Source organism: Nocardiopsis dassonvillei (assembly GCF_964273065.1).
In the GTDB taxonomy this organism is placed as follows: Bacteria; Actinomycetota; Actinomycetes; order Streptosporangiales; family Streptosporangiaceae; genus Nocardiopsis; species Nocardiopsis dassonvillei_B.
Genome location: NZ_OZ186815.1, coordinates 3,125,868 through 3,151,209 on the forward strand (window position 1 = coordinate 3,125,868; position 25,342 = coordinate 3,151,209).

21 protein-coding genes are annotated in these 25,342 nt (G+C 73.0%); 5 read left to right on the top strand and 16 right to left on the bottom strand.

The window, feature by feature from the left end; translation table 11 throughout:
- Nucleotides 1-4: 4 nt before the first annotated feature.
- The 3 genes from ACSUPR_RS13775 to ACSUPR_RS13785 all read right to left on the bottom strand — a co-directional run bounded on the left by ACSUPR_RS13775 (nucleotide 5) and on the right by ACSUPR_RS13785 (nucleotide 4,725).
- The gene (locus ACSUPR_RS13775) at nucleotides 5-2,632 is read right to left on the bottom strand and encodes a tetratricopeptide repeat protein (protein WP_436891686.1); all 2,628 of its coding nucleotides are present in this window, start codon (nucleotides 2,630-2,632) and stop codon (nucleotides 5-7) included.
- Nucleotides 2,629-3,900: a hypothetical protein gene (locus ACSUPR_RS13780; protein ID WP_436891687.1), complete on the bottom strand. Its 1,272-nt coding sequence runs from the start codon at nucleotides 3,898-3,900 to the stop codon at nucleotides 2,629-2,631. The genes ACSUPR_RS13775 and ACSUPR_RS13780 overlap by 4 nt, the downstream gene beginning before the upstream one ends.
- Before the next feature lie 261 nt (nucleotides 3,901-4,161).
- On the bottom strand, nucleotides 4,162-4,725 hold the full coding sequence (locus tag ACSUPR_RS13785; protein WP_436891688.1) for an AAA family ATPase: 564 nt from the start codon (nucleotides 4,723-4,725) through the stop codon (nucleotides 4,162-4,164).
- A gap of 330 nt (nucleotides 4,726-5,055) precedes the next feature.
- Between ACSUPR_RS13785 and ACSUPR_RS13790 the strand changes: the two genes are divergently transcribed.
- On the top strand, nucleotides 5,056-5,370 hold the full coding sequence (locus ACSUPR_RS13790; RefSeq protein WP_436891689.1) for a putative quinol monooxygenase: 315 nt from the start codon (nucleotides 5,056-5,058) through the stop codon (nucleotides 5,368-5,370).
- 118 nt (nucleotides 5,371-5,488) lie between these two features.
- On the opposite strand, the gene ACSUPR_RS13795 is transcribed toward ACSUPR_RS13790, so the two are convergent.
- The 4 genes from ACSUPR_RS13795 to ACSUPR_RS13810 all read right to left on the bottom strand — a co-directional run bounded on the left by ACSUPR_RS13795 (nucleotide 5,489) and on the right by ACSUPR_RS13810 (nucleotide 10,893).
- Entirely contained in the window at nucleotides 5,489-6,286 is a 798-nt protein-coding gene (locus ACSUPR_RS13795) for an HdeD family acid-resistance protein (RefSeq protein WP_436891690.1), read from the bottom strand.
- 205 nt (nucleotides 6,287-6,491) lie between these two features.
- A complete protein-coding gene (locus tag ACSUPR_RS13800; RefSeq protein WP_436891691.1) occupies nucleotides 6,492-7,781 on the bottom strand; it encodes a citrate synthase in 1,290 nt (429 codons plus the stop codon).
- 683 nt (nucleotides 7,782-8,464) lie between these two features.
- Nucleotides 8,465-10,090, bottom strand: a complete 1,626-nt coding sequence (locus ACSUPR_RS13805; RefSeq protein WP_436891692.1) for a peptide chain release factor 3 — start codon at nucleotides 10,088-10,090, stop codon at nucleotides 8,465-8,467.
- A 77-nt stretch (nucleotides 10,091-10,167) separates the two neighbouring features.
- On the bottom strand, nucleotides 10,168-10,893 hold the full coding sequence (locus tag ACSUPR_RS13810; protein WP_436891693.1) for a TetR/AcrR family transcriptional regulator: 726 nt from the start codon (nucleotides 10,891-10,893) through the stop codon (nucleotides 10,168-10,170).
- 149 nt (nucleotides 10,894-11,042) lie between these two features.
- Between ACSUPR_RS13810 and ACSUPR_RS13815 the strand changes: the two genes are divergently transcribed.
- Entirely contained in the window at nucleotides 11,043-12,200 is a 1,158-nt protein-coding gene (locus ACSUPR_RS13815; RefSeq protein ID WP_436891694.1) for an acyl-CoA dehydrogenase family protein, read from the top strand.
- Between the two features lie 88 nt (nucleotides 12,201-12,288).
- On the opposite strand, the gene ACSUPR_RS13820 is transcribed toward ACSUPR_RS13815, so the two are convergent.
- The gene (locus ACSUPR_RS13820) at nucleotides 12,289-13,101 is read right to left on the bottom strand and encodes an NAD-dependent epimerase/dehydratase family protein (RefSeq protein WP_436891695.1); all 813 of its coding nucleotides are present in this window, start codon (nucleotides 13,099-13,101) and stop codon (nucleotides 12,289-12,291) included.
- A 144-nt stretch (nucleotides 13,102-13,245) separates the two neighbouring features.
- Here ACSUPR_RS13820 and ACSUPR_RS13825 point away from each other — a divergent pair, with 144 nt between their 5' ends.
- From ACSUPR_RS13825 to ACSUPR_RS13835, 3 genes are all read left to right on the top strand, one after another.
- Nucleotides 13,246-14,421 carry a sensor histidine kinase gene (locus tag ACSUPR_RS13825; RefSeq protein ID WP_436891696.1) on the top strand — a complete coding sequence of 392 codons (1,176 nt, stop codon included), beginning with the start codon at nucleotides 13,246-13,248 and terminating at the stop codon, nucleotides 14,419-14,421.
- Nucleotides 14,418-15,104, top strand: coding sequence for a response regulator transcription factor (locus tag ACSUPR_RS13830; RefSeq protein ID WP_436891697.1), 687 nt, complete (start codon nucleotides 14,418-14,420; stop codon nucleotides 15,102-15,104). Before ACSUPR_RS13825 ends, ACSUPR_RS13830 begins: the two co-directional genes overlap by 4 nt.
- A 109-nt stretch (nucleotides 15,105-15,213) precedes the next feature.
- Nucleotides 15,214-16,140 (top strand): glutaminase, encoded by a 927-nt coding sequence (locus tag ACSUPR_RS13835; RefSeq protein ID WP_436891698.1) that lies wholly within the window; start codon nucleotides 15,214-15,216, stop codon nucleotides 16,138-16,140.
- Between the two features lie 14 nt (nucleotides 16,141-16,154).
- On the opposite strand, the gene ACSUPR_RS13840 is transcribed toward ACSUPR_RS13835, so the two are convergent.
- The 8 genes from ACSUPR_RS13840 to ACSUPR_RS13875 form a co-directional block, all read right to left on the bottom strand.
- The gene (locus ACSUPR_RS13840; RefSeq protein WP_436891699.1) at nucleotides 16,155-17,846 is read right to left on the bottom strand and encodes a serine/threonine-protein kinase; all 1,692 of its coding nucleotides are present in this window, start codon (nucleotides 17,844-17,846) and stop codon (nucleotides 16,155-16,157) included.
- A gap of 226 nt (nucleotides 17,847-18,072) precedes the next feature.
- Nucleotides 18,073-19,182, bottom strand: coding sequence for a cytochrome P450 family protein (locus tag ACSUPR_RS13845; protein ID WP_436892007.1), 1,110 nt, complete (start codon nucleotides 19,180-19,182; stop codon nucleotides 18,073-18,075).
- Nucleotides 19,183-19,395: 213 nt separating this feature from the next.
- A complete protein-coding gene (locus ACSUPR_RS13850) occupies nucleotides 19,396-20,634 on the bottom strand; it encodes a cytochrome P450 (RefSeq protein ID WP_436892008.1) in 1,239 nt (412 codons plus the stop codon).
- Nucleotides 20,635-20,973: 339 nt separating this feature from the next.
- Nucleotides 20,974-23,193: a heavy metal translocating P-type ATPase gene (locus tag ACSUPR_RS13855; protein WP_436891700.1), complete on the bottom strand. Its 2,220-nt coding sequence runs from the start codon at nucleotides 23,191-23,193 to the stop codon at nucleotides 20,974-20,976.
- Nucleotides 23,190-23,381 carry a hypothetical protein gene (locus ACSUPR_RS13860; protein WP_436891701.1) on the bottom strand — a complete coding sequence of 64 codons (192 nt, stop codon included), beginning with the start codon at nucleotides 23,379-23,381 and terminating at the stop codon, nucleotides 23,190-23,192. Before ACSUPR_RS13860 ends, ACSUPR_RS13855 begins: the two co-directional genes overlap by 4 nt.
- A gap of 1 nt (nucleotide 23,382) precedes the next feature.
- Nucleotides 23,383-23,598 carry a heavy-metal-associated domain-containing protein gene (locus ACSUPR_RS13865; protein WP_436891702.1) on the bottom strand — a complete coding sequence of 72 codons (216 nt, stop codon included), beginning with the start codon at nucleotides 23,596-23,598 and terminating at the stop codon, nucleotides 23,383-23,385.
- A gap of 496 nt (nucleotides 23,599-24,094) precedes the next feature.
- Nucleotides 24,095-24,694, bottom strand: a complete 600-nt coding sequence (locus ACSUPR_RS13870) for a GNAT family N-acetyltransferase (protein WP_436891703.1) — start codon at nucleotides 24,692-24,694, stop codon at nucleotides 24,095-24,097.
- A gap of 198 nt (nucleotides 24,695-24,892) precedes the next feature.
- The gene (locus ACSUPR_RS13875; protein WP_436891704.1) at nucleotides 24,893-25,174 is read right to left on the bottom strand and encodes a GNAT family N-acetyltransferase; all 282 of its coding nucleotides are present in this window, start codon (nucleotides 25,172-25,174) and stop codon (nucleotides 24,893-24,895) included.
- Nucleotides 25,175-25,342: the final 168 nt, after the last annotated feature.

Genomic DNA, 25,342 nt, shown 5'->3' on the forward strand with positions numbered 1-25,342 from the left:
GTCCTCACAGCAGCGTCACGGGTCGTAGGGAGTTGGCCTTGTCGATCAGTTCGTACCGCTCCGTGACCGAGGTCGACCGGTGCGCCAGGTCGCGGTAGCGCCGCTCCAGGTTGGAGCGCACGCCCTCCTCGCTGAGCGGTCCGCCCAGCAGAGCCGTCCCGTCGGCCCGGCCGCCCGCCCCCAGCCAGTCCAGCGCGGACTCCAGGGCCCGCACGGCCAGCCGGTCCGTGGACTCGCTGTCGAGCCCCAGCCGCTCCAGCCGCTGCCCGGCCCGCACCAGGTCGTCGGAGCCCCGGCCCGGGTGGCGGGCCACCAGCACGGAGATGAGCGCGGTCTGGGCGTGCACGTACAGGCTGGACAGCTCGGGCACCGTGTCCAGGACCGCGATGGCCCCGTCCCGGTCGCCCTGGGCCAGCCGGATGCGGGCCAGGCCGAACGCCGCGCTGACGAAGGAGTGGTCGGTGCTCCACACGTTCTGGTAGTGCCGCGCGGCGACCGCGTGCTCCCCGGTGCGCTCGCAGGCGAGCGCCAGGCCCAGCTTGGGGGCGATCTCCCCGGGCAGGTGGCCGTACAGCTCGTCGAAGTGCTCCCGCGCCCCCTGGAAGTGCCCCGTGCTCAGCTCGGCGACCGCGAGGTACCACATGGTGCGCCAGTCGCCCGGGACGCGCTCGCTGAACTGGTGCAGGACGTCCATGGCCTGCCCGTGCCTGCCCAGTGTGATGAGCGACCGGGCCAGCATGAGCAGTGTTTCGGGCGTGGGCTCGGGCATGGACCGCAGCGCCGCGACCAGTTCCTCCGGCGCCAGGGCCTGGAACCCCCGCAGGTGCTGGGAGGCCGGGTCGGTGGGGTCGATCAGGGGCGCGGGCAGCAGCGTCGCCGCCTCGGTGGGCGAGGGGGGGACGAGCATGCGGTCGGCCCGCCCCACGTCCGACCCGATGGTGAAGTTCTCACCGCCGAACAGGGTGGAGGGTGCCGGGTGGGGCGCGCCCTCCATGTCGGAGAGCACCTCGCGGAGTACGCCGGTGAGCTGGTCGGCCATGTCGGAGGCGTCGTGGAAGCGGCGCTCCATCTCCGGGTGGGTGGCCCGGCGCAGCAGGCGGTCGTAGGACTCGTAGCGCTCCAGCAGCGGCACGGTCTCGCGCGGCGGCAGCTCGTGCGGGTACTCGCGCATGAAGCTGAACCGGAAGCTCAGCACGGCCAGCGCCCGACCCACCGAGTACAGGTCCGCGCTGACGGTCGGGCCGGGACCGCGCAGCTCGTCCTCGGGGACCCGGTAGCCGGGGGTGGTGTAGACGGGGCTGACGGCGTCGTCCATGCGGCGGACCCCGCCCAGGTCGATGAGCTTGATCTGCTCCTCGCTCTGGATGACGTTGTCGGGCTTGAAGTCGCAGTACAGCAGGCCCCGGGAGTGCAGGTAGCCCAGGGCCCGCAGGACCTCCAGACCGTAGGCGATGACCTGGTCCACCGGCAGCACCGCGTCGGGGTCCCGCTCGCGCCGCTCCATCAGGAGTTCGCGCAGCGACTTGCCGCCGACGTACTCCATCACGATGTGCCCGGCGGGGATGCCCGTGCGCGGGTCGGGGTGCTGGGAGAAGTTGATGATCTTGACGATGTTGGGGTGCTCGACCTCGGAGAGGAAGGCGCGCTCGGCGGCCGCGGCCTTGTGCGCCTCGGCGTCGCCGGCGTTGAGCAGGCCCTTGAGCACCACCCAGCGGTCGTTGACGTTGCGGTCGCGGGCCAGGTAGATCCAGCCCAGGCCGCCGTGGGCGAGGCAGCCCAGCACCTCGTACTGGCCGCCGACCCGGTCCCCGGCTCCGAGCTTGGGGGTGAAGGAGTACTGGGTGCCGCACTTGCGGCAGAACCCCTCGGTGCGGCCCTGCTGGTCGCCGCGGGTCCGGCCGACCTTCTCGCCGCAGTTGCCGCAGAAGCGGTTCTTCTCGGACACCACCGGGTTCCGCATGATGGCCTCGGCCGGGTCCCGGTAGGGCACCGGGGGGACGACGACCATGCCCGCGCCGAGCATGCCCCGGGTGGAGCGCCGGGTGCGGCCGGAGCCGGGGCCACTGCCCGGGCCGACGTTACCGGTGATGCTGCCGGGGCCGGACCGGCCCGAGAGGCGGATGTTGCCGGAGATGGGGTGGGAGTGGATGGGGTCGCTGATGTCGTCGCCGGAGGAGGATCCCAGCCACTGGTCGAGGGCGCTGCCGGAGGCCCCGCTCGGCGGGGTCCCGGACGGGGACCCGGGGGGCGTGCCCTGAGCTGCGAAGGAGGCCTGCGGGCCCGACGGGTGCGGCGGGCCGCCGGGCGCGCCGAAGGAGGCCTGCGGGCCCGAGGGGTGCGGCGGGGCCGGGGGCGGGTACCGCGGGGGCTGGAAGGTCAGGGGCTGCTGCGGACCGGACGGGTGGCCGGGCGCCGCGTATCCCGGCTGCGGGCCGGAGGGGTGCCGCGGCGCCGCGTACCCCGCCTGCGGTCCGGTCCCGCCCGGCGCGGGGGACGGGAAGGGGGGGCTCTGCGGGGCGCCCGGCACGGGGGGCACCGGGGACGCGGCGCCGGGCACGGGCTCCAGTCCGCACACGCCGCAGAAGCCGTCCTCGATCACACCGCCGCAACCGGGCTTCGTGCACTTCGTCATCTGCTCACACCACCATCGCTCTCGCCGTCTGACGCGCCTGCACCCGGTGTGGTTCTGTCCCCGGTGGTTTCGGTCACTCCGGACTCCTCCAGGGACCTGCGGTAGGCGGCCAGGGAGACCGTGGCGGCCCGCAGGTCGCCGGGCGCCGTCCACAGCTCCCGGTACGCCCGGTCGTGGAGCTCGCTCAGCCCGGGCTCCTCGGCCCGGCCCAGCCGTACCGCGCGGGCGCGGTAGGACTCCAGCCGGCCGCGCAGCTCCGACCGCCGGTCCAGCAGGCCCTGCAGGTCCTCTCTGCGCTCGCGGGCGTCGTCGGCCGCCGCGTGGACGGCCGCCTGGACCTCGCCGAGCAGGACGCCCAGCTCCCGCCAGCGGCCCCGGGAGCGCAGCGCGTCCATCTCGGCGATCCGGGCGCGCAGCGGGGGCACCGGATCGGGGACGTCCACCGGCTGCGGTTCGCGGATGCGGGAGGCGACACCGGCGCGCAGCTCGCGCAGCGAGTCCAGGGTGGCCTCCAGGTCGTCGACGGCGGAGACGAGGTGGGCGGTGCTCTCCCGGTAGGAGTCGCGCATGCGCAGGGCGTCGCGCAGTTCTCCGCGCACCGCCTCCAGCCGCTTGCGCAGGTGTTCCAGGCCCGAGGTGTCGACCCTGTGGTCGGCGTCCAGCAGGGAGAGGGGGTCGCGCCGGACGGTCTCGCCGAGCCGGTCCAGCTCCGAGCGCAGGGCCTCGTCGTCCTCCTCCGGGCCGGCCTCACCGATCATGTCGCCGAGGGTGCCGATCTCCTGCCACAGGGAGTCGAGGGCGGCCAGCCGCGGGTGCAGGACGTTCCAGGCGGCCTCGGCGGCCGAGACGACCTCGGTGACCTCGTCGTAGTCGGCGGTCATCCGGGCGACGGCGTCGGCCAGGGTGAGGTGCTCGGTGTCGGCGTCCAGCAGCCCGCGCTCGTGCAGCGGCGCCTTCTCCAGCGGCAGCTCCAGGCAGGGCCCGGTGAGCAGGAAGGTCAGGCGGACCTGGTCGGAGGGGCGTCTGCTGCCCGGGCCGTGGTGTTCGGAGGCCTGCTCCACGGTGTGCCGGAAGGCGTCGAAGGTCGTCCACAGGCGGTGGATGTGGCGGTCGGCGTGCTCCCAGCGCTCCCGGGTGAGGCCGCGCGGGTCGGCGCCCCTGAGCATCCGGTGGCCCACGTGGCCGTCCAGGTCGGCCAGGTTGAGCGTGATCTGCTTCAGCTCACCGCGCACCCGGTTCAGCGCGTGTTCGATGCCCTCCCAGCTCATGGGCGGCGTATTCGCCTCCGACGCGCTCGCCACCTTCCTCGCAACTCCCCGTGTCCGTCCGCCCGCCGCCCACCGGGTGGACGCGCACGGGCAATGTTCCCTTTACCTAGAAGAGTCTGGCGTCGGGTCCCCCGGACCACAAGGGAGAGCCCGATTTACGACCGTGAACGGCCACTCACGGCACGTCGCGAACCGGGGCCCGTTCCTTCCCTCCGGGACTTCTCCGCCCCTCGTGACACGAAAAATGCGCGCTCGAAACCGTCACTTCCGGGGTCCTGAATTCCGGTCGTCCGCGGCCAGGGACGCCAGCACGAAACGGGCCCGCTCGGCCACCGGGACCCGGGGCAGCTCCACCGGCTCGTAGCCGTACCGCGGGTAGGCGTCCAGCATGGCCCGGTGGGTGCGCACGGCCTCCTCCCACGACTGGTGGCGCTCGGCGTCCCCGGTGAAGATCTCCCGCCAGGGTGGTGCGACGAAGACGGTGCCCCGGTACCGGAAGCGGTGCGCCGCGACGTCCACGTGCGCGGGCACCGGCAGCCCGCGGAGGAGGAAGTAGCCGACCAGGTCGGGGACGCCGCGGTCACAGAACACCGGGCCGGGCAGCGCCGCCGCCTGCCGGTGCGAGCGGATCTCCCAGGACAGCATCAGTTCCGTGAACAGGGCGTCGTCGCGCCAGGCCAGGCCGGGGCCGTCGATCTCGCGCTGGTCGCGGATGATCGCCCGGCCCGCCTCCTCGGTGCGGGCGTGGCCGAGCCCGGCCAGGTGGTCGATGAGGGTCGTCTTGCCGGAGCCGGGGCCTCCGGTGACGACGACGAGGTGGTCCATGAGCGTTCCCTCCGAGGGGTGTTCCGGGGCGGGGGCCGGGGGGCGTGCGGGAGTCCGGCCCGTGGAGGGTCCCGGGCGGGACGGGGCGGGGGCGGGCGGCGCCGGTCCGGGCGGCGGCCGTGGGGATAGGGGTGCGGGGGCCTCGTCGGCCCCTCCGGGTCCGGAGCCCCCACGGGCGGGTGAGGGGGCGCCCGGTCCGCTCTCGGCACCGGGGCGCCCGCCGCCGTGGGCCCGCGGGTGCGCGCGACCAGGATAGCCCCGCCCCGGCCGCCGGGCCCTCGGAGCGGAGCCGTAGGCTCGGTCACCCGCTCCCCCGGTCGAGGAGGCCCCGTGCCCGCCGTCCCCGTGTCCCTGGTCATCTCGGTCCGGGTGCTGCCCGGCCGCCGCGAGGCGTTCGTCGCCGGGATCTCCCGGCACGCCGCCGCCTCGGTGCGCGAGGAGGCGGGCTGCCTGCGGTTCGACGTGACGGCCGACTCCGCAGACCCCGACCTGTTCTGGGTGTGCGAGGTGTTCGCCGACGAGGCGGCCCTGGCGGCGCACCGCGCCTCGGCCCACTTCGCGGCCTGGCAGCGCGAGAAGGCCGCCTCGGTCGTACCCGGAAGCCAGGTCGACCGCGGCGGCGCCCTCCTCGTCAGCGAGTCCTAGGTGTACCGACCTGAGAGGTCGGGGACACGGGGAGCGGGAGGGCCGCGACCGCCAGGCCGTCCGCCGAGGGCGGTGGCGGGCGACGGGCGGGCCGGAGCGGGGGTTCGGAGAACACGGCCTAGAACTCCCGGCCGCCGGTGCCCTGGTCGCCCTGCTCGCCCGGGGCGCGGTGGCGGCCGCCGCTGCGGCGCACCGCGTCGGCGTCGCCGGTGTCCTCCGCGGTCGGCTCCCCCGGAGCGTTCGGGTCGCCGCGGTAGCCCTCGCGGTAGCCCTCCGAGTACCCCTCGTCGAAGGCGCTCACCGGGTCCTCGGGCATCTCGGACATGTCGGCGGAGGCCATGCGGTCCGAGTCCACGAGGGCGTCGGCGGCGCCGCGCAGCCGGACCCCGGCGACGATCATGACGACACCGAAGATCAGCGCGTAGACACCGACCACGAACACGATCGCCTGGGCCCCGGCCAGCGGCCAGAACCACAGCAGCAGGCCGAACACGACCGAGAGCGCGCCGGCGAAGATCAGCAGCCATTCGGAGCTGATCTGGGAGCGCAGGCGGACGGCGGTGACGATCTCGGAGACGCCGGTGATGACGGCCCACACACCGATCACGAACACCAGCGCGATGACGGCGGCGACCGGCCAGATCAGGGCGATCAGGCCCATGATGGCGCTGAGCACCGCCTGGACCACGAGCGGGGTCCGCGTTCCGCGGGCCGCCCGGGAGGCCGCGTATCCGAGCACCGCCGCGTCGACGAGCGCGTAGACACCGAACACGAGCGCCAGGGCGACCGTCGTCAGGCCCGGCCAGATCAGCGCGATCAGGCCGAAGAGCACCGCGGCGACCCCTCGGAGGACCACCATCCACCAGTTCCTGCTCATGGTCCCGAGGATCTCCCCGGCCAGCATGTTGCGCATCATGGTCGCCCCACCTCCCTTGTGCGCTCCCGTCGGAGAGGGGCGCACCCTGCAACTCCCCTCAAAGTCGCACGCCGAAGGCAGAGTGTCCGCAAAATGCGGGGAAAGGGACGGTTCTGTACCCGTACAGATAACCGGGACATCTGGACAAAAGGACGCCCGCCTCGTCCGAAGACGGGGCGGGCGGTCCGTGCGCTCCGGTGCGGGACTAGCCCAGGCCCGGGTAGCGGCGCTCGGCGGAGCCGACGTAGTGCTGGCGCGGGCGCGCGATCCGGAAGGCCGGGTCGTGCAGCTGCTCGCGGTAGTGCGCGACCCAGCCGGGCAGGCGGCCGATCGCGAACAGCACGGTGAACATGTTGGTCGGGAAGCCCATGGCCCGGTAGATCACGCCGGTGTAGAAGTCGACGTTCGGGTAGAGCTTGCGCTCGGTGAAGTAGGAGTCGGCGAGCGCGGCGGCCTCGAGCTTGAGGGCCAGCGCGAACAGCTCGTCGGGGTTCTCGTCGCGGTCCAGGATCTGGCTCGCGAGGACCTTGATCTCCTTGCTGCGCGGGTCGAAGTTCTTGTAGACCCGGTGTCCGAAGCCCATGAGGCGGACCTCGCGGGCCTTGACGCGCTCGAGGAACTCCTCGATGCCGACGCCCGAGTCGCGGATCTCGTCGAGCATCTCCAGCACGGCCTGGTTGGCCCCGCCGTGGGACGGGCCGGACAGGGCGTTGATGCCCGCGGCGACGCTGGCGAAGATGTCGGCCTGCGAGGAGCCGACGGTGCGCACGGTGGCGGTGGAGCAGTTCAGCTCGTGGTCCGCGTGCAGGATGAGGAGCAGGTCCACGGCCTTGCCGAAGAGGTCCCCCAGCTCACCCTGGGCGGCGGAGTCGCCGAAGGTCATCCGGACGAAGTTCTCGACGTAGCCGAGGGAGTCGTCCGGGGCGATGGCCTCGGCGCCGATGGAGTTGCGGTAGATGCGGGCCGCGATCGTCGGCAGCTTGGCCATCAGCCGGATCGTGGCGAGCTCGACCTGGGCCTCGTCGGACGGGTCGACACTGTCGTCGTAGTACGCGGCCAGCGTGTTGACGGCGCTGGCGAGCAGGGCCATCGGGTGGCCGTTGCGGGGCATCGCGTCCAGGAACGCGCCCATCTCGGCCGGGATGTCGGCGTTCTCGCGCAGCTTGTCGGAGAACTCCTTGAGCTGACCGGGCTCCGGCAGCTCGCCGTAGATCACCAGGTAGGCCACCTCGAGGAAGGTGCTGCCCACGGCGAGGTCCTGGATCGGGTACCCGCGGTAGCGGAGGATCCCGGCGTCCCCGTCGATATAGGTGATCTTCGAGCTACACGAAGCGGTGTTGCCGAACCCCGGGTCCAGGGTGGTCATACCCGTCGAGCCCAGCAGGGTCTTCAGCTCGATGGTCTGCTCACCCTCGGTGCCGGTGAACACCGGCAGCTTCAGCACGCCGCCCTCGTAGTGGAGCTCCACCGTGCGCTCTTTGTCGTCTTCGCTCATGCCCGAGGTCAACCTTTCCAGGCGGGGGATACGTGAGGTGCGTCGAACGCGGGGCGGTCCGCCGCCGCGTTCTTGTTCACTCGTTATTGTTCTGTTTTGTTAAACGACGATTAAGCAAAATCATATAAGTTTCACCGATTCACGGACAGGTGACATGCAACACATACCCAGACGTGAGCGGAATTACCGCATGGTGAAGATTTACAATCTTTGCCAGATGTCGTTTACTCCGTGATCGCCCTGAGACATCATCCGACACCCGAGGGTTCTCCCCCGGCGCCGGGACGCCTCCTGTGCCGGTCCCCTGAGCACCCCGAGCACCTCACGGACCCCGCCGCCCGGGCCGCCTTCACAGATCTGGACATCCCCGGGCACGACGGGGCGCGATCAGTGGTACGAACGCGCCCTAGTGGCCACCTATCAGAGTACCTTCGCGCTGATCACGGGGGTTGACGCGGGGTACCCCACATGCGGTGATCTTGGCCTCTGCCACGGGCGCCGCACGGGCCGCCGTTCCCCGGAATACGCACGGGAGCACCCGGGATGGGCAAAGAGTGTGTCAGCGGAACGGGAGTTCACAGCCGCCGGGGCGGGCCGGGCCGTTCCCCGGACGCACGCCGGTCCCGGGAGAAGGGCGAACCCGCACGGGCGGGTGCGCCTTTTCCGCGCTCCCGCCCGGCGTGTTAATCGTCCTCGACGACGCCGCCGGCCAGCAGCGGTTCCATGAACAGCGAAGGATGGTCGCGCTCGATGACCCGCAAACGCCACTTGTTGTGCACCAGCACCAGCAGTTCGCCGTCGTTGCGGCGGCGCAGCACCTCCGCGCCCGACAGCGCGTGCAGGGTCGGCGCCGACTCCTCGTCGGTGCGCCGCGCCACCGAGTACTCCAGCGGGGAGACCTCCACGGGGCTGCGGAACTCCTGCTCCATCCGGTGCTTGACCACGTCGAACTGCAGCGGTCCGACCGCCGCCAGCACGGGGGCCTGCTCGCCGCGCACGTCCGAGGTCAGCACCTGCACCACGCCCTCGGCGTCGAGCTGGGCGATCCCCTTCTGGAACTGCTTGTACTTGCCCGCGTCCACGGCCCGCGCCACCACGAAGTGCTCGGGGGCGAAGCTCGGGATGGGCGGGAACTCGACCTTGGGCCCGTCGTAGAGGGTGTCGCCGACCTTCAGCGCCTGGGCGTTGACCAGGGCGATCACGTCACCGGGGTAGGCGGTGTCGATGGTGGAGCGGTCGGACCCGAACACCGCCTGGGTGTACTTGGTCGCGAACGGGCGCCCGGTGGCCGCGTGCGTGAGCACCATGCCCCGGTCGAACCGGCCCGAACTGACCCGCACGAACGCCATCCGGTCCCGGTGGTTGCGGTCCATGTTGGCCTGCATCTTGAAGACCTGCCCGGAGAAGGGCGCCTCCACCGGGCGCGGCCGCTCCTTCACGTCCTCCTTGGCCGCCGGCGACGGCGCCAGGCCCACCACGGCCTCCAGCAGCTGACCCACGCCGAAGTTGGTCAGGGCCGCGCCGAACAGCACCGGGGAGGACTTCCCCGCCAGGAACGACTCGCGGTCGAAGTCGGCGCCCAGCGCCTCCAGGAGCTCGATCTCCTCGCGGGCCTGCTCCCAGGCCGGGCCCTCGAGCTCGGCGGCCCGATCGGCGTCCACGACCTCCTCGATGGCCTTGGTGGCGCCGCCCGGGGTGCGGGTCAGCTTGGTGTACTCGCCGGTGGCCCGGTCGATGAGGCCGCGGAAGTCGCCCGCGATCCCCACCGGCCAGTTCAGCGGGGTGGGGCGCAGCCCGATGCGCTGCTCGATCTCGTCCAGCAGCTCCAGCGGCTCGCGCCCGGGCCGGTCCCACTTGTTCACGAACGTGATGACCGGCATCCGCCGCGCCCGGCACACGTCGAACAGCTTCAGCGTCTGCGGCTCCAGGCCCTTGGCCGAGTCCAGCAGCATGATCGCGCAGTCCACCGCCGACAGCACCCGGTAGGTGTCCTCGGAGAAGTCCGCGTGGCCGGGGGTGTCCAGCAGGTTCAGGACCCGGCCCTCGTAGTCGATGCGCAGCGCGGCCGAGGTGATGGAGATACCGCGGTCCTGCTCCATCTCCATCCAGTCCGAGGTCACGCCCCGCCGGTCGCCCTTGCCGTGCACCGCGCCGGCCGAGGTGATCGCCGACGAGTGCAGCGCCAGGGCCTCGGTCAGGGTCGACTTGCCCGCGTCGGGGTGGGAGATCACCGCGAACGTCCGCCGGCGGTCGGCCTCCTCGGCCACCTCCGCCTCCTGCCGGGTCGCACCCGATGTGTCCACACTCATGCGCGCTCGCCTCTTGGTTCTCTCCCGCTCTCCGACCGTTCCAGCCTACGCCGCCCGGGGCGCGCCCCGACCAGCGGTCAGCCCCGGGGGCCGGCCTCGTCCACGGCGGCGGCCAGGCGGCGCACCAGCTCCTCGCGGCCCAGGTCCGCGGGGTAGACGGCGACCATGACCCGCTCCCGGGCCGGGGCCTCGGCGGGGTGCAGCATCGGACCGGCGGCGCGGCGGACGAACTCCATGGCGGCGTCGTAGCGCTCCCACACCGCCCGGGTCCCCTGCCCGGGGTCGCGCAGCCAGCCGCGGAGCACGTGGTTGTGCGCGGAGATGAGGGCCGCGGCGGCCACCCCGGCGGCCAGCGACCGCTCCTCGGCGCCGCCCTCCCCCTCGCGGGCGGCCAGGTAGCGGCTGAACGCCGCCTGGTAGCGCGCGGTCATCGCCACCTCGCGGTCGCGCAGCCGGGGGTGGACGCGGACCAGGCGGTAGCGGGGGACGGTGACCTCGGGGTCGCGCAGGTAGTCCCGCAGGACCAGGCGGGCGGCGGCGAACACCACGTCCAGGGGTTCGCCGGACGCGGTCTCCAGGTGCCGGGAGACCTCGGCGAACAGCTCGTCGTGCTCGGCGAAGAGGATGTCCTCCTTGGTGCCGAAGCGGCGGAACAGGCTGCGCCGGCTCACCCCTCCGGCGGCCGCGATGTCGTCCATGGTGGTGGCCTCGAAGCCGTTCTCGGTGAACAGGCGGACGGCGGCCAGGACCACGTCGCGGGTGGGCACGCGCGCGGGCGGGCCCTTGGCTCCCTCACGGACCATCTCATCCCTCCCCTCGGCGCGGTCCCCGAAAGGTATCCGACTCCCGGCGGTGTACTTCGCGCCCCCCACCCCCTATTCTGACACTGAATGCCATACGAGGGCACCCAGTGCCACATATCGGGGGGCGCACCTCCCACGGAGGAACGCAGATGAGCGACTTCGACCTGTTCAAGACCACCGAGGAGCACGAGGAGCTGCGCGCGGCCGTGCGCGCCGTCGCCGAGGACAAGATCGCCCCGCACGCGGCCGAGGTCGACGAGAAGAGCGCCTTCCCCCAGGAGGCCCTGGAGGCGCTGGTCGCCACCGACTTCCACGCCCCGCACATCGCCGAGGAGTACGACGGCGTGGGCGCCGACGCGCTCGCCACCTGCATCGTCATCGAGGAGGTCGCCCGCGCCTGTGCCTCCTCCTCGCTGATCCCGGCGGTCAACAAGCTCGGCACCATGCCGGTCATCCTGGGCGCCTCCGAGGACGTCAAGCGCCGCTACCTGCCCGAGGTCGCCTCCGGCGAGGCGATGTTCTCCTACGGCCTGTCCGAGCGCGAGGCGGGCTCGGACACCGCGGGCATGCGCACCCAGGCCGTCCGGGACGGCGACGACTGGGTCATCAACGGCCAGAAGTCGTGGATCACCAACGCGGGCGTCAGCAAGTACTACACGGTCATGGCGGTCACCGACCCCGAGGGGCCGCGCGGGCGCAACATCACCGCGTTCGTGCTGCACGCCGACGACGAGGGCTTCACCCTGGGCGAGCCCGAGCGCAAGCTCGGCATCAAGGGCTCCCCCACCCGAGAGCTGTTCTTCGACAACGTCCGCATCCCGGGCGACCGGATCGTGGGCGAGCCGGGCGAGGGCCTGAAGATCGCGCTGCGCACCCTGGACCACACCCGCGTCACCATCGGCGCGCAGGCCGTCGGCATCGCCCAGGGCGCCCTGGACCACGCGGTCGCCTACGTCAAGGAGCGCAAGCAGTTCGGCAAGGCCGTCGCCGACTTCCAGGGCGTCCAGTTCATGCTGGCGGACATGGCCATGAAGCTGGAGACCGCCCGCCAGATGGTGTACGTGGCCGCCGCCAAGTCCGAGCGCGGCGACGCGGACCTGTCCTTCTTCGGCGCCGCGGCCAAGTGCTACGCCTCCGACGCCGCCATGGAGATCACCACCGACGCCGTGCAGCTGCTGGGCGGCGCGGGCTACGTCAAGGACTTCCCGCTCGAGCGCATGATGCGCGACGCCAAGATCACCCAGATCTACGAGGGCACCAACCAGATCCAGCGCCTGGTCATGGCCCGCCAGCTGCTCAAGAAGTAGCTCCTGGACCGGACGCCCGGCCCCCGCTCCGCGAAAGTGGGGGGCCGGGCGTCCCCTCTGCTTCTCGGTGGCGGGCGCCGCGGCCCCGTCAGAGGGTGGACTCGCGGGCGAAGCGGGCCAGCGGGATGGGCTCGCGGCCCAGGGCCGCGCGGACGTCGTCGGTCACCTCGGCGGCGCGGCCGCGGACGGCTGCGGCGAAGCGCTCGTTGAGGGTGTCGATGTAGCGCTCGCCCCAGCCGCGGTCGGAGGCCCGGAAGTAGAAGCGCGACTCGTCCACCGGCTTGAACCGCCACACCGGGCTGTCGGTGCCCTTGGTCCAGCGCACCACGCCGCCGACGGTCAGCGGCTGCGGGCCGGTGAGCGTGTACTCCTTGCCCCCGTGGTCGCCCACCAGGGACTCCACGGCGGCGGCCGCCACGTCCCGGGCGTCCACGAAGCTGATCTCGGTGCGCCGCCTGACCGGCAGCTCCAGGCGCCCGTTGCGGGACCGGGCCAGGTTCGCGAAGGTGCCCTCGGTGAAGTCCTGGAACAGCCAGTTGGGGCGCAGCACCGTCACCCGCTCGAACAGCTCCTTGGCCTTGAACTCCGCCGCCCGCTGGTCGGAGTCGGAGGGCGCGTGCTCGGTGCCCATGGCCGACATCACCACGGCCCGCTCCACCCCCGCCTCGGCGGCCCGCTCCAGGAAGGCGGACACCCGGTGCCCCAGGGCCATGCCCACCGGGGTGACCACGAAGACACGGGAGATCCCCTCCAGCACCTCCGTCCAGTTGGAGGTGTCGGTCCAGTCCAGCCGCCGCTCGGCGGTGCGCGAGGCACCGGCCGCGGGCAGACCGCGCCGCTTGAACTCGGTCAGGACGCGTCGGCCCACCATGCCGGTGGCTCCGGTCACCAGAGTGCTCATCGACTCCACGGTACCCACGGCGGCGACGGAAGTGGACGAGAACCGCGCGGAGGGCGACCGAAGTAGGGAAGGCCACCGCCATCGGTATCGTCCGCACGGCCGGGGGCACCCCCGCGGCCTGCCCGAACGTAGACTCGGCCTGCCATGAACACCATCTCCGAAACCCGCGGGCGCAGTGTGCGCGACTGGATCGTGGACCTCTCCATGTTCCTGCTCGCCCTCGTCTACGCGGTGATGGTGGTCCTGGACTTCCCCCCGCAGGGTCCGCCCGGGCACCCGCCCGTCCCGAGCGTGCCGGACCCGGCGTGGTGGGAGGCCCTGGACCGGCTGCTCACGTTCTCCGCCTGCGCGGCGCTGTGGTGGCGGCGCCGGTGGCCGGTGCAGATCGCGGTGGCGCTGGTGCTGTACTCGACGGTGTCCGAGCTGGCCGCGATGGCGATGCTCATCTCGCTGTTCTCGCTGGCCCTGCACCGGACGCCGCGGGTGAGCCTGCTGATCTTCGGCCTGGGCATCGGCTCGGTGGGCCTGAAGGCGCTGCTGCTGCCCGATCCCCACATGCCCGCCCTGGTCACCTTCCTCCTGGGGGTGGCCATCCAGGGCGCGGTCATCGGCTGGGGGCTGACCATCCACCACCGGCGCGAGCTGGTGGAGTCGCTGCGCGACCGGGCGGTGCACGCCGAGACGGAGGCGCAGCTGAGGGCCGAGCACGCACAGCACCAGGTGCGCGAGGCCATGGCCCGGGAGATCCACGACGTGCTCGGGCACCGGCTGTCCCTGCTGAGCGTGCACGCGGGCGCGCTGGAGTACCGGCCGGACGCGCCGCCGGAGGACATCGCCCGCTCGGCGAAGGTGATCCGGGAGAGCGCCCACCAGGCCCTGCAGGACCTGCGGGAGGTGATCGGGGTGCTGCGCGCGCCGGTGGGCGAGCTGCCCCAGCCGACCATGGCGGACCTGCGCCAGCTGGTGGAGGAGGCCGACGAGGCCGGGGCGCGGGTGGCGTTCACCGAGGATTACGAGGGGACGGTCCCGGACCGGACGGGCCGCACCGCCTACCGGATCGTGCAGGAGGGGCTGACGAACGTGCGCAAGCACGCCCCGGGTGCGGACACCCGCGTGTCGGTGCGCGGCGCGCCCGGTGCGGGGCTGACCGTGGAGGTGCGCAACGGCCGCGCCCCGGTGGAGGCGCCCGGCGGCGGTTCCGACGGCCAGGGGCTGCTGGGCCTGACCGAGCGGGTGTCCCTGCTGTCGGGCCGCCTGGAGCACGGCCCGACGTCCGAAGGTGGCTGGCGCCTGTCCGCTTGGCTACCGTGGCCCGCATGAGCGAGGCGCAGCGCGACCCCCGGGACATCGGCGTGGTCATCGTCGACGACGACGCACTGGTCCGGGTGGGGCTGGTGATGATGATGGGCGGGGCACCGGACATCAGGGTCCTGGCCGAGGCGGAGGACGGCGGCCAGGTGCTGGAGCTGGTGGCGCGGCACTCCCCGGACGTGGTGCTGATGGACATCCGGATGCCGACGGTGGACGGGCTGACCGCCACGGAGCGGCTGCGGGCGCTGGAGGACCCGCCGGAGGTGCTGGTGCTGACCACCTTCGACGCCGACGAGCACGTGCTGCGGGCCCTGCGCGCCGGGGCGGCGGGATTCCTGCTCAAGGACACCCCTCCGGCGGAGATCGTGGAGTCCGTGCGCCAGGTGGCGCGGGGCATGTCGGTGCTCTCCCCCACCGTGACGCGGCGGCTGGTGGAGCGGGTCGGCGACAACGACGCGGACGCGCGGGCCGACCGGGCCCGGGGGCGGCTGGCGTCGCTCAACGCCCGTGAGATGGAGGTGGCGGTGGCGGTGGGCCAGGGGCGGTCCAACGCCGACATCGCCTCGTCGCTGTTCCTGAGCGTGCCGACGGTGAAGACGCACGTGTCGAGCATCCTCACCAAGCTGGGCCTGAACAACCGGGTGCAGGTGGCGCTGCTGGTGCACGACGCCCGCCTCGTTCCGGGCGAATAGCCGCCCCACGGGCGAATCCCGACACACCGTCCCGGATGCGCGTCCGGCTCTCCTCCCGCACGTACTCTCGGTGGCTCCTGTGGCGTCCGAAGTATCGGAAGGGGTTCCGTTGAGCGATGACGACATCGACCTGGAGGACGTCCTCGCCCTCGTGATGGAGCGGGTCCGCCCGCGCATCGGCGAGGGGAGGGTCGCGGACTACATCCCCGAACTGGGCCGGGTGGACCCCGCCCGGTTCGGGTTCGCGGTGGCGACCACGGAGGGGGAGGTCCACACCGTCGGCGACACCGGGGTCCGCTTCTCGATGCAGAGCATCACCAAGGTGTTCACCCTGGCCCTGGTCACGCAGAAGGGCGACACCCACATCTGGGACCGGGTGCTCCGGGAGCCCTCCGGCAACGCTTTCAACTCGCTCTACCAGCTGGAGTTCGAGAACGGCGTCCCGCGCAACCCGTTCATCAACCCGGGCGCGCTCGTGGTCACCGACGAGCTGCTGGCCAACACCGGGGACGCCTTCACGGCCCTGCGCGATCTGCTGCGCGCCGAGACGGGCGATCCCGACCTGGACGCGGACGAGGTGACGGCGCGCTCGGAGCAGGAGTCCGGTGACCGCAACCGCTCACTGGCCTACCTGATGGCGGGTTTCGGGAACATGCGCAACCCCGTCCCGGACGTGCTGGACCACTACTTCCGGCAGTGCTCCATCACCATCACCACCGAGGAGCTGGCCCGTGCCGGACTGCTGCTGGCCCGGCACGGGGTGCGGGGGGACGGGAGCCGGATGCTCGACCGCGCCGCCGCCCGGCGCATCATGGCGATCATGCTCACCTGCGGCACCTACGACGCGGCGGGCGACTTCGCCTACCGGGTGGGCCTGCCCTGCAAGAGCGGGGTCGGCGGAGGCATCCTGGCGGTCGTGCCGGGCCGCTACTCCATCGCCGCCTGGGGTCCGGGCCTGGACGCCAAGGGCAACTCGGTGACGGGGGCCCTGGCCCTGGACACCTTCACCGAGGCCACCCACTGCTCGGTGTTCTGAGTGCGGGCCGGCCCTCAGGCGGCCGGGACGAAGGTCTCCGAGATCCGGTCCAGCAGCGCCCGGTTGAGGTCGGCGTGGTCGTTGCCGGCCACCAGGAACAGGGCGTAGCCCTTCTCCTCCGTGTGGAAGCCGCGGTTGATGCCGTGCATGCGCCCGTTGCGGCCGTCGTAGGTGAACTCCCAGTCGGCGGCGGTGAGGTAGGCGTCGGCCCAGCCGCCCTCGACCTCCTCGATACCGACGAGCTCGTAGCCGGGGAAGCCGCCCCGGGCCCTGGGCTCGAAGTCACGCCAGTCCTGGGCGGCGTCCGGGCCGGGGGCGTCGGTCTGGTCGACCTGCAGGTACCCGCCGTCGGGGTTGTCGAAGAAGACCATGTGCCCCTGCCGGCGCAGGGTCCAGCCGGCCGGGTACTCCACGGTGAAGCCGCTGGAGTCCTCGTGGACGTCCATTCCCTCCTCCCAGGGGTCCTCCTCGGGCTCCTGCGGTTCCTCCTCCCCCGGGTCCTCCTCCGGCTCCTCCTCGGGGCCGCCCTCCGCGTCCGTCCCCTCCGCGGACGGGTCCGGCTCCTCCTCCGGCGGGGCGGCCCCGGCCTGGTTCTGGGCGACCAGTCCGGCCCCGGACTGGTCGCCCCGGTTCATGCTGACCAGGAGGGTGGCCCCGGCGGCGACCACCAGGACGACGAAGGCCGCGGCGACCACCAGCAGGTTGCGCCGCCGGGACCGGTCCCGGCCGGCGGCGCGGGGGGCGGCGGGCGGCGGGGTGCCCGGCTCCGGCGCGGGCGGCGGGGCGGACTCCGCCGCCGCCTCGACGGCGGGCTCCTCGGCGGGCGCCGCCGCGGTGGGGGCCGGTGCCACCGGAACGGCGGCCGCGGCGCCCTCGGCGCGGTCCATCAGCTCGCGCAGCCGGGAGCGGACCGTGTCGATCCCGGGTCGGTCCTCGGGCTGCTTGGCGCACAGCTCCCGCAGCAGCGGGGCCATCGGCCCGGCGTTGACGGGGGCGGGGAGCTCCTGCGTGACGATCGCGGTGAGCGTCGCCACCGGGGTGGGCCGGTCGAAGGGCAGGGTGCCCTCCAGCGCCTGGTAGAGGGTGATGCCCAGGGACCACACGTCCGAGGCGGGGGTGGCGGAGTGCCCGTGGGCGATCTCCGGCGCCAGGTAGCTGGGTGAGCCGATGAGCAGCCCGGTGCTGGTCAGGTGGGTGGAACCGTCCAGGTGGGCGATGCCGAAGTCGGTGAGCACCGTCCGGCCCTTGCCGTCGATGAGCACGTTGCCGGGCTTGATGTCGCGGTGGACGATGCCGTTCGCGTGCGCCTCGGAGAGCCCGGCGGCCATCTGCTCGCCGATGGCGGCGACCCGCGCCACCGGCAGCACCCCGTCCTCGCGGATGAGGTCGCCCAGGGAGGAGCCGCTGACCAGCTCCATGACGATCCAGGGGCGGCCGTCCTCCTCGGCCACGTCGAACACGGTGATGATCGACGGGTGGCTGAGCTGGGCGGCGCTGCGCGCCTCGCGGAGCATGCGGGTGCGCAGGACCTCCACCTCGTGCGCGGGCAGGTTCGGCGGGGTGGTCAGCTCCTTGACGGCGACCGGCCGGTCCAGGAGGGTGTCGACCCCCTTCCAGACCCGGCCCATGCCGCCCGCGCCGATGACCTCGTCCAGGCGGTACCGGTTGGCCAGGAGTCGACCGGAGTCGGCTTCCGAACTGTTCATGGCGCGCGATTCCTCTACAGGGAGGGGCGTACAGGGGAGAAGGCGGGGCGGCCGAGGGGGGACCGAGAGAGAATTCTAGATTCCCCGGGCGGTGCACAGCCCTGGTCCCGGGGTGCCGATCTTCTCTCCCCGAGGTGACATAACCCCGTAAATCTCCCTGACATGCGACGATCCCGCCGCGGCGCCCCCGAGGGCGCCGGTCCGGCGGGACCGCGGCCCGGGCGTGTCAGCCCAGGCGCACCGGCAGGCCCTCCACCCCCGAGACGATGATGGACGGCAGCGGCGGCAGGTCCTCCTCGGGGACCGCGAGGTCCAGGTCGGGGAAGCGCCCGAACAGGCGCGGCAGCGCCTCGGTCACCTCCATCCGGGCCAGGTTCGCCCCCAGGCAGTAGTGCCGCCCGTGGGAGAAGCCCAGGTGGGAGGTGTCCTGGCGGGTGATGTCGAAGAGGTGCGCGGTGTCGCCGTGGCGCTCGGGGTCGCGGCCCGCGGACGAGTACCCCATGAGCAGGGGCTCGCCCGCCGGGATCCGCACCCCGGCCAGTTCGACCTCCTCGGTGGTGTAGCGCATCGGCACGAACCCGCCCGGCCCGTCCCAGCGCAGCACCTCCTCGACCGCGGTGGACCACTCGGCCTCTCCCGAGGTCAGCAGCTCGAGCTGGTCCCGGTGGGTGAGCAGGGCGCGGACGGCGTTGGTGATGAGGTTCATGGTGGTCTCGTAGCCCGCGCTGATGATCAGCACCAGGCTCCAGATCAGCTCGTCCTCGCTGAGCCGGTCCTCCTCGTCGCGGGCGGCGATGAGCGCCGATGTGAGGTCGCCGCCGGGCTCGGCGCGCTTGGCCGCGGCCAGGCCGGTCAGCAGCGTCCACATCTCGAAGAACGTGGCCGTGGCGGCCTCGGGGGTGATGCTCTGGTCGAAGAACACCTTGACCAGCCGGTGCAGCTCTCCCCGGTCCGCCTCGGACACCCCGAACAGGTCGCTGATGACCGTCATCGGCAGCGGCTGGGCGAGGAACGGCTTGAGGTCGACCACCCCGCCGGCGCGCTCGGCCTCGGCTGCCATGCCGTCCAGCAGGTCCTCGACGATGCCGGCGACGCCCCCGCGCAGGAGCTCGACGCGGCGCGGGGTGAACGCCTTCGAGACCAGTCTGCGCAGCCGGGTGTGCTGTTCGCCGTCGCTGGTGAGCATGTTCTCGGCGATGATCCACGAGATCAGCGGCCAGTCGGGCGGGACCTCCCCGGCGTTGAACGCCCGCCAGTGCCTCTTGTCCTTCTGGACGGCCGGGTGGGCCAGGGCCTCGGTGACGGCGGCGTGGGTGGTGGCCGCCCAGGCGACCACGTCGCCGGGCAGCACCACGGGGACGACGGGGCCGAGTGCGCGCAGGTGCGCCGTCTGGGCTCTGAGGTTTCCGGGCGCGAGACGAACGGGTTCCAACGCGGATCCTTCCACGGAGGGGGCGGGGGGCGGGGGGTTCGTGTTGCGGGAGGGTTCGTGGTCCTGGGGCGGGCGGTACGGTGCCGGCCCCGGGCCCGCGGGGCCGGGGCCGCGCGGTCACGACCGGCGCAGCAGCCTCATCAGCAGGTTCGACAGGGACGACACCGCTCCGCCCCGGGCCGGTCCGGGTGCCTCGGGTTCGGGCGCGGGAGGCTCGGGGACCGTCGGCCGCTGCGGGGTGAAGCGGACGGGGAGGGCTATCGGCGCCCAGGAGAGGGTGGCCAGCCGCCAGCGCAGCTCGCCCGGCGGGACGGCCAGGGCCGGGTCGGGCAGCCGCTCCAGGATCCGGCGGGTGGCGACGGTGGCGATCGTGGTCGCCTCGTCCCGGGCCGGGCAGCGGTGCGGGCCCGCGCCCCACGCCACGTGGGCGCGGTTGGCGCCGTCGGCCACCTGCTCGGCGTTCTCCTGCTGGAAGAAGTGGTTGGCGGCGGCGAAGGCGAGCAGGACGGGCGTCCCGGCCTCGATGACGCGGCCGCGGTCCAGCGGTATGTCGACGCGCGGGTAGATGACCGGGTAGTTGGTGATCGGCGGGTCGCGCCACAGCACCCGCTCCACCAGGTCGGAGAGGACGGCCGGGGAGGGGCCGCCGGGGACGCGCAGGGAGGGGTCGGCCAGGACGGCCCGCAGGGCGGCGTCGATGAGGGCGGCGGTGGGCTCGTTGGCGGCCGCGATGATGAGGAGGAGCTGCATGATGACCTCCTCGTCCGAGAGCCCGGCGCGGTGCCGGATCAGGCGGCTGGTGAGGTCGTCGCCGGGTTCGCGGTGCTTGGCGTCCACGACCTCCGACAGCGCCCGCTCGGCCTCGGCGTTGGAGCGCTCGGTGTCCACGCCGGCCCACAGGTTGCGCATGGCGGTGACGAAACGCAGCCCCTGGTCCTCGTCCATGCCGAACAGGTCGTTCATGACCAGCAGCGGCAGCATCCGTGCGTACTCGTTGAGCAGGTCGGCCTCGCCGCGGGCGCGGAACTCGTCGATGAGCCGGTCTGCGTAGCGGGTGGTGACGGCGGTCAGGTGCGCGGAGGTGACCGCGCCCAGCGCGTCGGTGATCGCCCGCCGCAGCCGCTGGTGCTCGGCACCGTCCACGAACAGGGCGTTGGCCCGGGGCGCCATCATCGGCAGCAGGGGGTCGTCGGGGCCGATCCGGCCCTCGGTGAAGTCCCGCCACAGCCGGGCGTCGTGGGTGAACGCGGTCGTGTCCCGCGACCAGGAGATCAGGGTGGCGTAGTCGGTGACGACCCAGCCGTACACCCCGGGCGAGAGCTCGGCGGGGATCACCGGCCCGTGTTCCGCGCGCATCTTCGCGTACGCGCCGTAGGGGTCCGGGTGCGGTTCGCTCTGGTACAGCGGGGCGTGGGGGCATCCTGAAGACACGGCGACCTCGGAGGGGTGGGGTGACGCTGTCCGGGCACGGAGGTCCCGGACGGACCCGGCCCGGAACCCCTGCGGGGTGTGCGGGCTCACACTAGCGTCCCGGCTCCCGCCGACGCGAGGCCCCGTCACCCGGTACCGGTGCCCCTGGGGCCCCTGGGGCCCCTGTTCGCGCGGTGACCTGGAGTGATCGCCGCCGCGGCCGGACCCGGCCACGGCGGCGCGGCGCCCGCCGTGGGGCGGACGCCGCGGAGGCCGCCTGCGCGGTCAGCGGCCGAAGCGGTGCAGCCGCTGGCTGTTGGTCACCACGAACACGCTGGACACGGCCATGGCGGCACCGGCCAGCATCGGGTTGAGCAGACCGGCCGCGGCCAGCGGGATGGCGGCCGCGTTGTAGGCGAAGGCCCAGAACAGGTTGCCCTTGATGGTGGCCAGGGTGCGGCGGGAGAGCCGGACCGCGTCGGCCGCGGCCCGCAGGTCGCCCCGGACGAGGGTGAGGTCGGAGGCCTCGATCGCGACGTCGGTGCCGGTGCCCATGGACAGCCCCAGGTCGGCGCGGGCCAGGGCGGCGGCGTCGTTGACCCCGTCGCCGACCATGGCCACGGTGCGGCCCTCGGCCTGGAGCCGCTCGATGACCTCGACCTTGTCCTTGGGCAGGACCTCGGCGATGACCTCGGTGATCCCGACCTCGGCCGCGACGGCGCGGGCGACCGTCCCGTTGTCCCCGGTGAGCAGGATCGGGGTGAGCCCCAGGTCCCGGAAGGAGCGGACGGCCTCGGCGCTGGTGGGCTTGACGGTGTCGGAGACCACCAGGACGCCGCGGGCGCGGCCGTCCCAGCCGACGGCGACGGCGGTGCGGCCCAGGTTCTGTGCCTCCTTCATCGCCTGGGAGAGGTCCTCGCCCAGCGGCTGGGACCACTCCTCCAGGAGTGCGGGGCGGCCGACCAGGACGGCGCGCCCCTCGACGATGCCCTGCACGCCCAGGCCCTCGATGTTGGCGAAGTCCTCGGGCACGGGCAGGGTGCCGCGGGCGGCGGCCCCGGTGGCGACGGCCTTGGCGATGGGGTGCTCGGAGGCGTTCTCCAGGGCGCCGGCCAGCCGCAGCACCTCGGCCTCGTCCTCGCCCCCGGCGGCGACGACCTCCACCAGCGCCATGGTGCCGGTGGTGACGGTGCCGGTCTTGTCCAGGACGACGGTGTCGATGCGGCGGGTGCTCTCCAGGACCTCGGGGCCCTTGATGAGGATGCCCATCCGGGCTCCGCGCCCGGTGCCCACCATGAGGGCCATCGGCGTGGCCAGGCCCAGGGCGCAGGGGCAGGCGATGATGAGGACGGCGACGGCGGCGGTGAAGGCGGCACCGGCCGGCTCCCCGGTACCGAGCCAGAATCCGAGGGTCGCGATGGAGATCATGATGGCGACGGGGACGAAGACCCCCGACACCCGGTCGGCCAGTCGCTGCACCTGGGCCTTGCCGGTCTGGGCGTCCTCGACCAGGCGGGCCATCTGCGCCAGCTGGGTCCCGGACCCCACCCGGGTGGCCCGGACGACGAGGCGGCCGCCCGCGTTGACGGTGGCCCCCACGACGGTGTCGCCGGGCGCCACCTCCACGGGCACGGACTCGCCGGTGAGCATGCTCAGGTCGACGGCGGAGGTGCCGGTCTCGACCACGCCGTCGGTGGCGATCTTCTCGCCGGGCCGCACCACGAACCGGTCGCCCTCGGCGAGTTCGTCGACGGGGACGGAGACCTCGCGGTCGCCGCGCAGGACGGAGACCTCCTTGGCGCCCAGCTCCATGAGGGCGCGCAGGGCCGCCCCGGCCCGGCGCTTGGAGCGGGCCTCGAAGTACTTGCCGAGGAGGATGAAGGAGGTGACCCCGGCGGCGACCTCCAGGTAGATGTTGGCGGAGCCGTCGGTGCGGGCGATGGTGAACTCGAAGGCGTGCCTCATCCCGGGTTCGCCCGCGGTGCCCAGGAACAGGGCGTACAGGGACCACAGGAACGCGGCGGACACGCCCAGCGAGACGAGGGTGTCCATGGTGGCTGTGCCCAGCCGCAGGTTCTTCCACGCGGCGGTGTGGAAGGGCAGCGCGCCCCAGATGACGACGGGGGCGGCCAGGGCGAGCGAGGCCCACTGCCAGTGGGTGAACTGCAGGGCGGGGACCATCGCCATGGCGATGACCGGTACCGACAGCACGAGGGAGATGACGGCGCGGTCGCGCAGCGGCCGGGCGGGGTCCTCCGGTTCGGCCTCGGGCTGCGGCGCGGCCCGGGGCGGCCGGGGGACGGTGGCGGTGTAGCCGGCCTTCTCGACCTGGGCGATGAGGTCCTCGACCGCCACGGGGGAACCGTCGAAGGAGACCTTGGCCTTCTCGGTGGCGAAGTTGACGGTGGCGGTGACGCCGTCGATCCTGTTGAGGCGCTTCTCGACGCGGTTGGCGCAGGCGGCGCAGGTCATGCCTCCGATGGCCAGTTCGACGGGGGCGTTCATCCCTGGTGCTCCTCTTCTCCGTCGTGTTCCGCTCCGCCGACGGCGGGGTTCCCGCCGCCGACGGCGTCCTCCACGTGGTCCTGTTGCCGGGGGAGGTCGGGGCCGGCGAAGGCGCCGGCCCCGGACATCGCCGCGGACACGACCACGAGGCCGGGGGCGTGGAGTCCGAGCTTCGTGGTCACCCCCATCTCAGTCACGCACCTCGTAACCGGCCTCGTCGATGGCGGCGCGCACGGCGGCGTCGTCCACGGCGCCCTCACCGGTCACGGTCACCTTCTTGGCGCCCAGGTCGACCTGGACGTCGGTGACGCCGGCGACCGCGCTCACCTCCTGGGTGACGGAGCTGACGCAGTGGCCGCAGCTCATGCCGTCGACGGTGTAAACAGCGGTGGTCGTGGTGGCCATTTCGCCTCCTGTAGTGACGTGCGACTGTCCCAACACGACCGACTATACCCCCAGGGGGTATCACTTCGTCAAGCGCGAACGCGCCTGATCGATGTGTCGTGCATCGCACATTACCCCAGGGGGGTACCCCGGGGGCGCACGCCCCCGTCCGGAGGGGGCGGACCCGCGGGCGGGCAAGCGCCGGCGGCCACCGCCGGAGAGGGCACCGCGGAGACCCCTGCCGCACCCGCGGACCCGGGCACGCGGAGGAGCCGGGCGGCCCGGGTGCTCCAGGAGAGGGGATCCGCGCCCGCCCACGCGGCGGGAAGGCCCCGGCGCGCACCCAGGGGCCGCCGCCCGTCCGGACGCCCGGACGCCCGCGGAGAGGGGTGCCCGGGGGTCCCATACGGAAGGGCGCGCGGGGCGGCCCCGCACCCCCGGGCGCCGTGCGGGGCACAGCCCCGGGAGGGGGGCGGTCCCGGGGCGGCGGGGGCCGGATCGGGTCCGGCGCCGCGCCCTACTCCTGCTTCAGCTCCAACCGGGCGATGACCCGCTCGCTGGTGTGGTGGTCGGTCAGGGTGAACCCGGCCCGCCGGAACATCTCGACCGTCCCGGCGTACACCTCGGCGCTGGGCGCGCGGCCCCCGGCCGTGTCCACCGGATAGGCCTCCAGAACCCGCGCCCCCTGCGCCCGCGCGTACTCGATCGCCCCGTCCAGCAGGCGGCCGCCCATTCCCCGGCGGCGGCGCCGCGGCGGCAGCCAGAAGCACACCAGGGACCACACCCCCGGCTCATCGGGGTCGGCGGGGCGCAGCGTCCGCGAGCGGGCCAGCCGGATGTAGTCGCCCCTGGGCGCCACCGACACCCAGCCGCAGGGGCCCTCCTCGTCGTAGGCGAGCAGGCCCGGCACCCGGCCCCCGAGGGTGAGCCGGCGCAGTTCCTCCTTGTTGTCCACGCCCCGGTTGGACCGCTCGCACGTGGTGCTCTCCGTGTAGTCCTTGGCCCGCCTGCGGAAGAAAGTGCACCAGCAGTGCCCGTAGGCTCCGGTCGGCCCGAACAGGTTCTCCAGGTCGTCCCACCGCTCGGCGGTGGCGGGCTCGATGGAGACGATGGACATGGGGGGCTCCCTCTCGAACACAATGACCGCCACTGTGACCCAGAACACTAGCGGTGATTCGCCGTGACCGAAAGAACACAGATGCAATCACATGGACGCTTTCTCGGTGAAAATCACGAAAGCGACCACATGTCCCCGGTCGCCCCGTGTCCACAGGGGCGTCCCCACCGCGATCCCCTACGGGGCCGCCGGTCCGGTTCACTGCACGAGGTCGGCGTACTCCTTGTTCTTGGCGATGTAGGCCTGCGCGTAGGGGCAGACCGGCATCACCTTCAGCCCCTTGGCCCGTACGTCGTCCAGCGACCGGCGCATGAGCTCGGCCGCCACCCCGCTCCCCTGGTGCACCGGGTCCACCTCCACGTGCGGAAGAGCCAGCACCCCGTCCTCCAAGCGGTGGTAGGCCGAGAAGCCGACCACCTTCCCATCGACGCTGACCTCGTACCGGGAACGGTCCGGAACGTCGACGACCGTCAGGTCCATGGCTCTCCCTCACCCGTGCACACGGTGCGCACGTCTCGAATGCCACTTTCCCACCCGGACCCCCCGTCCACACCCCGGCCCTGCTCCGGGCGTGCGCGGGGGCCGCGGACACCCCCGGTGCCCGCGGCCCCCGCGCCCCGCCCGGGCCCGCCCCGCCGCCGCGCCCGG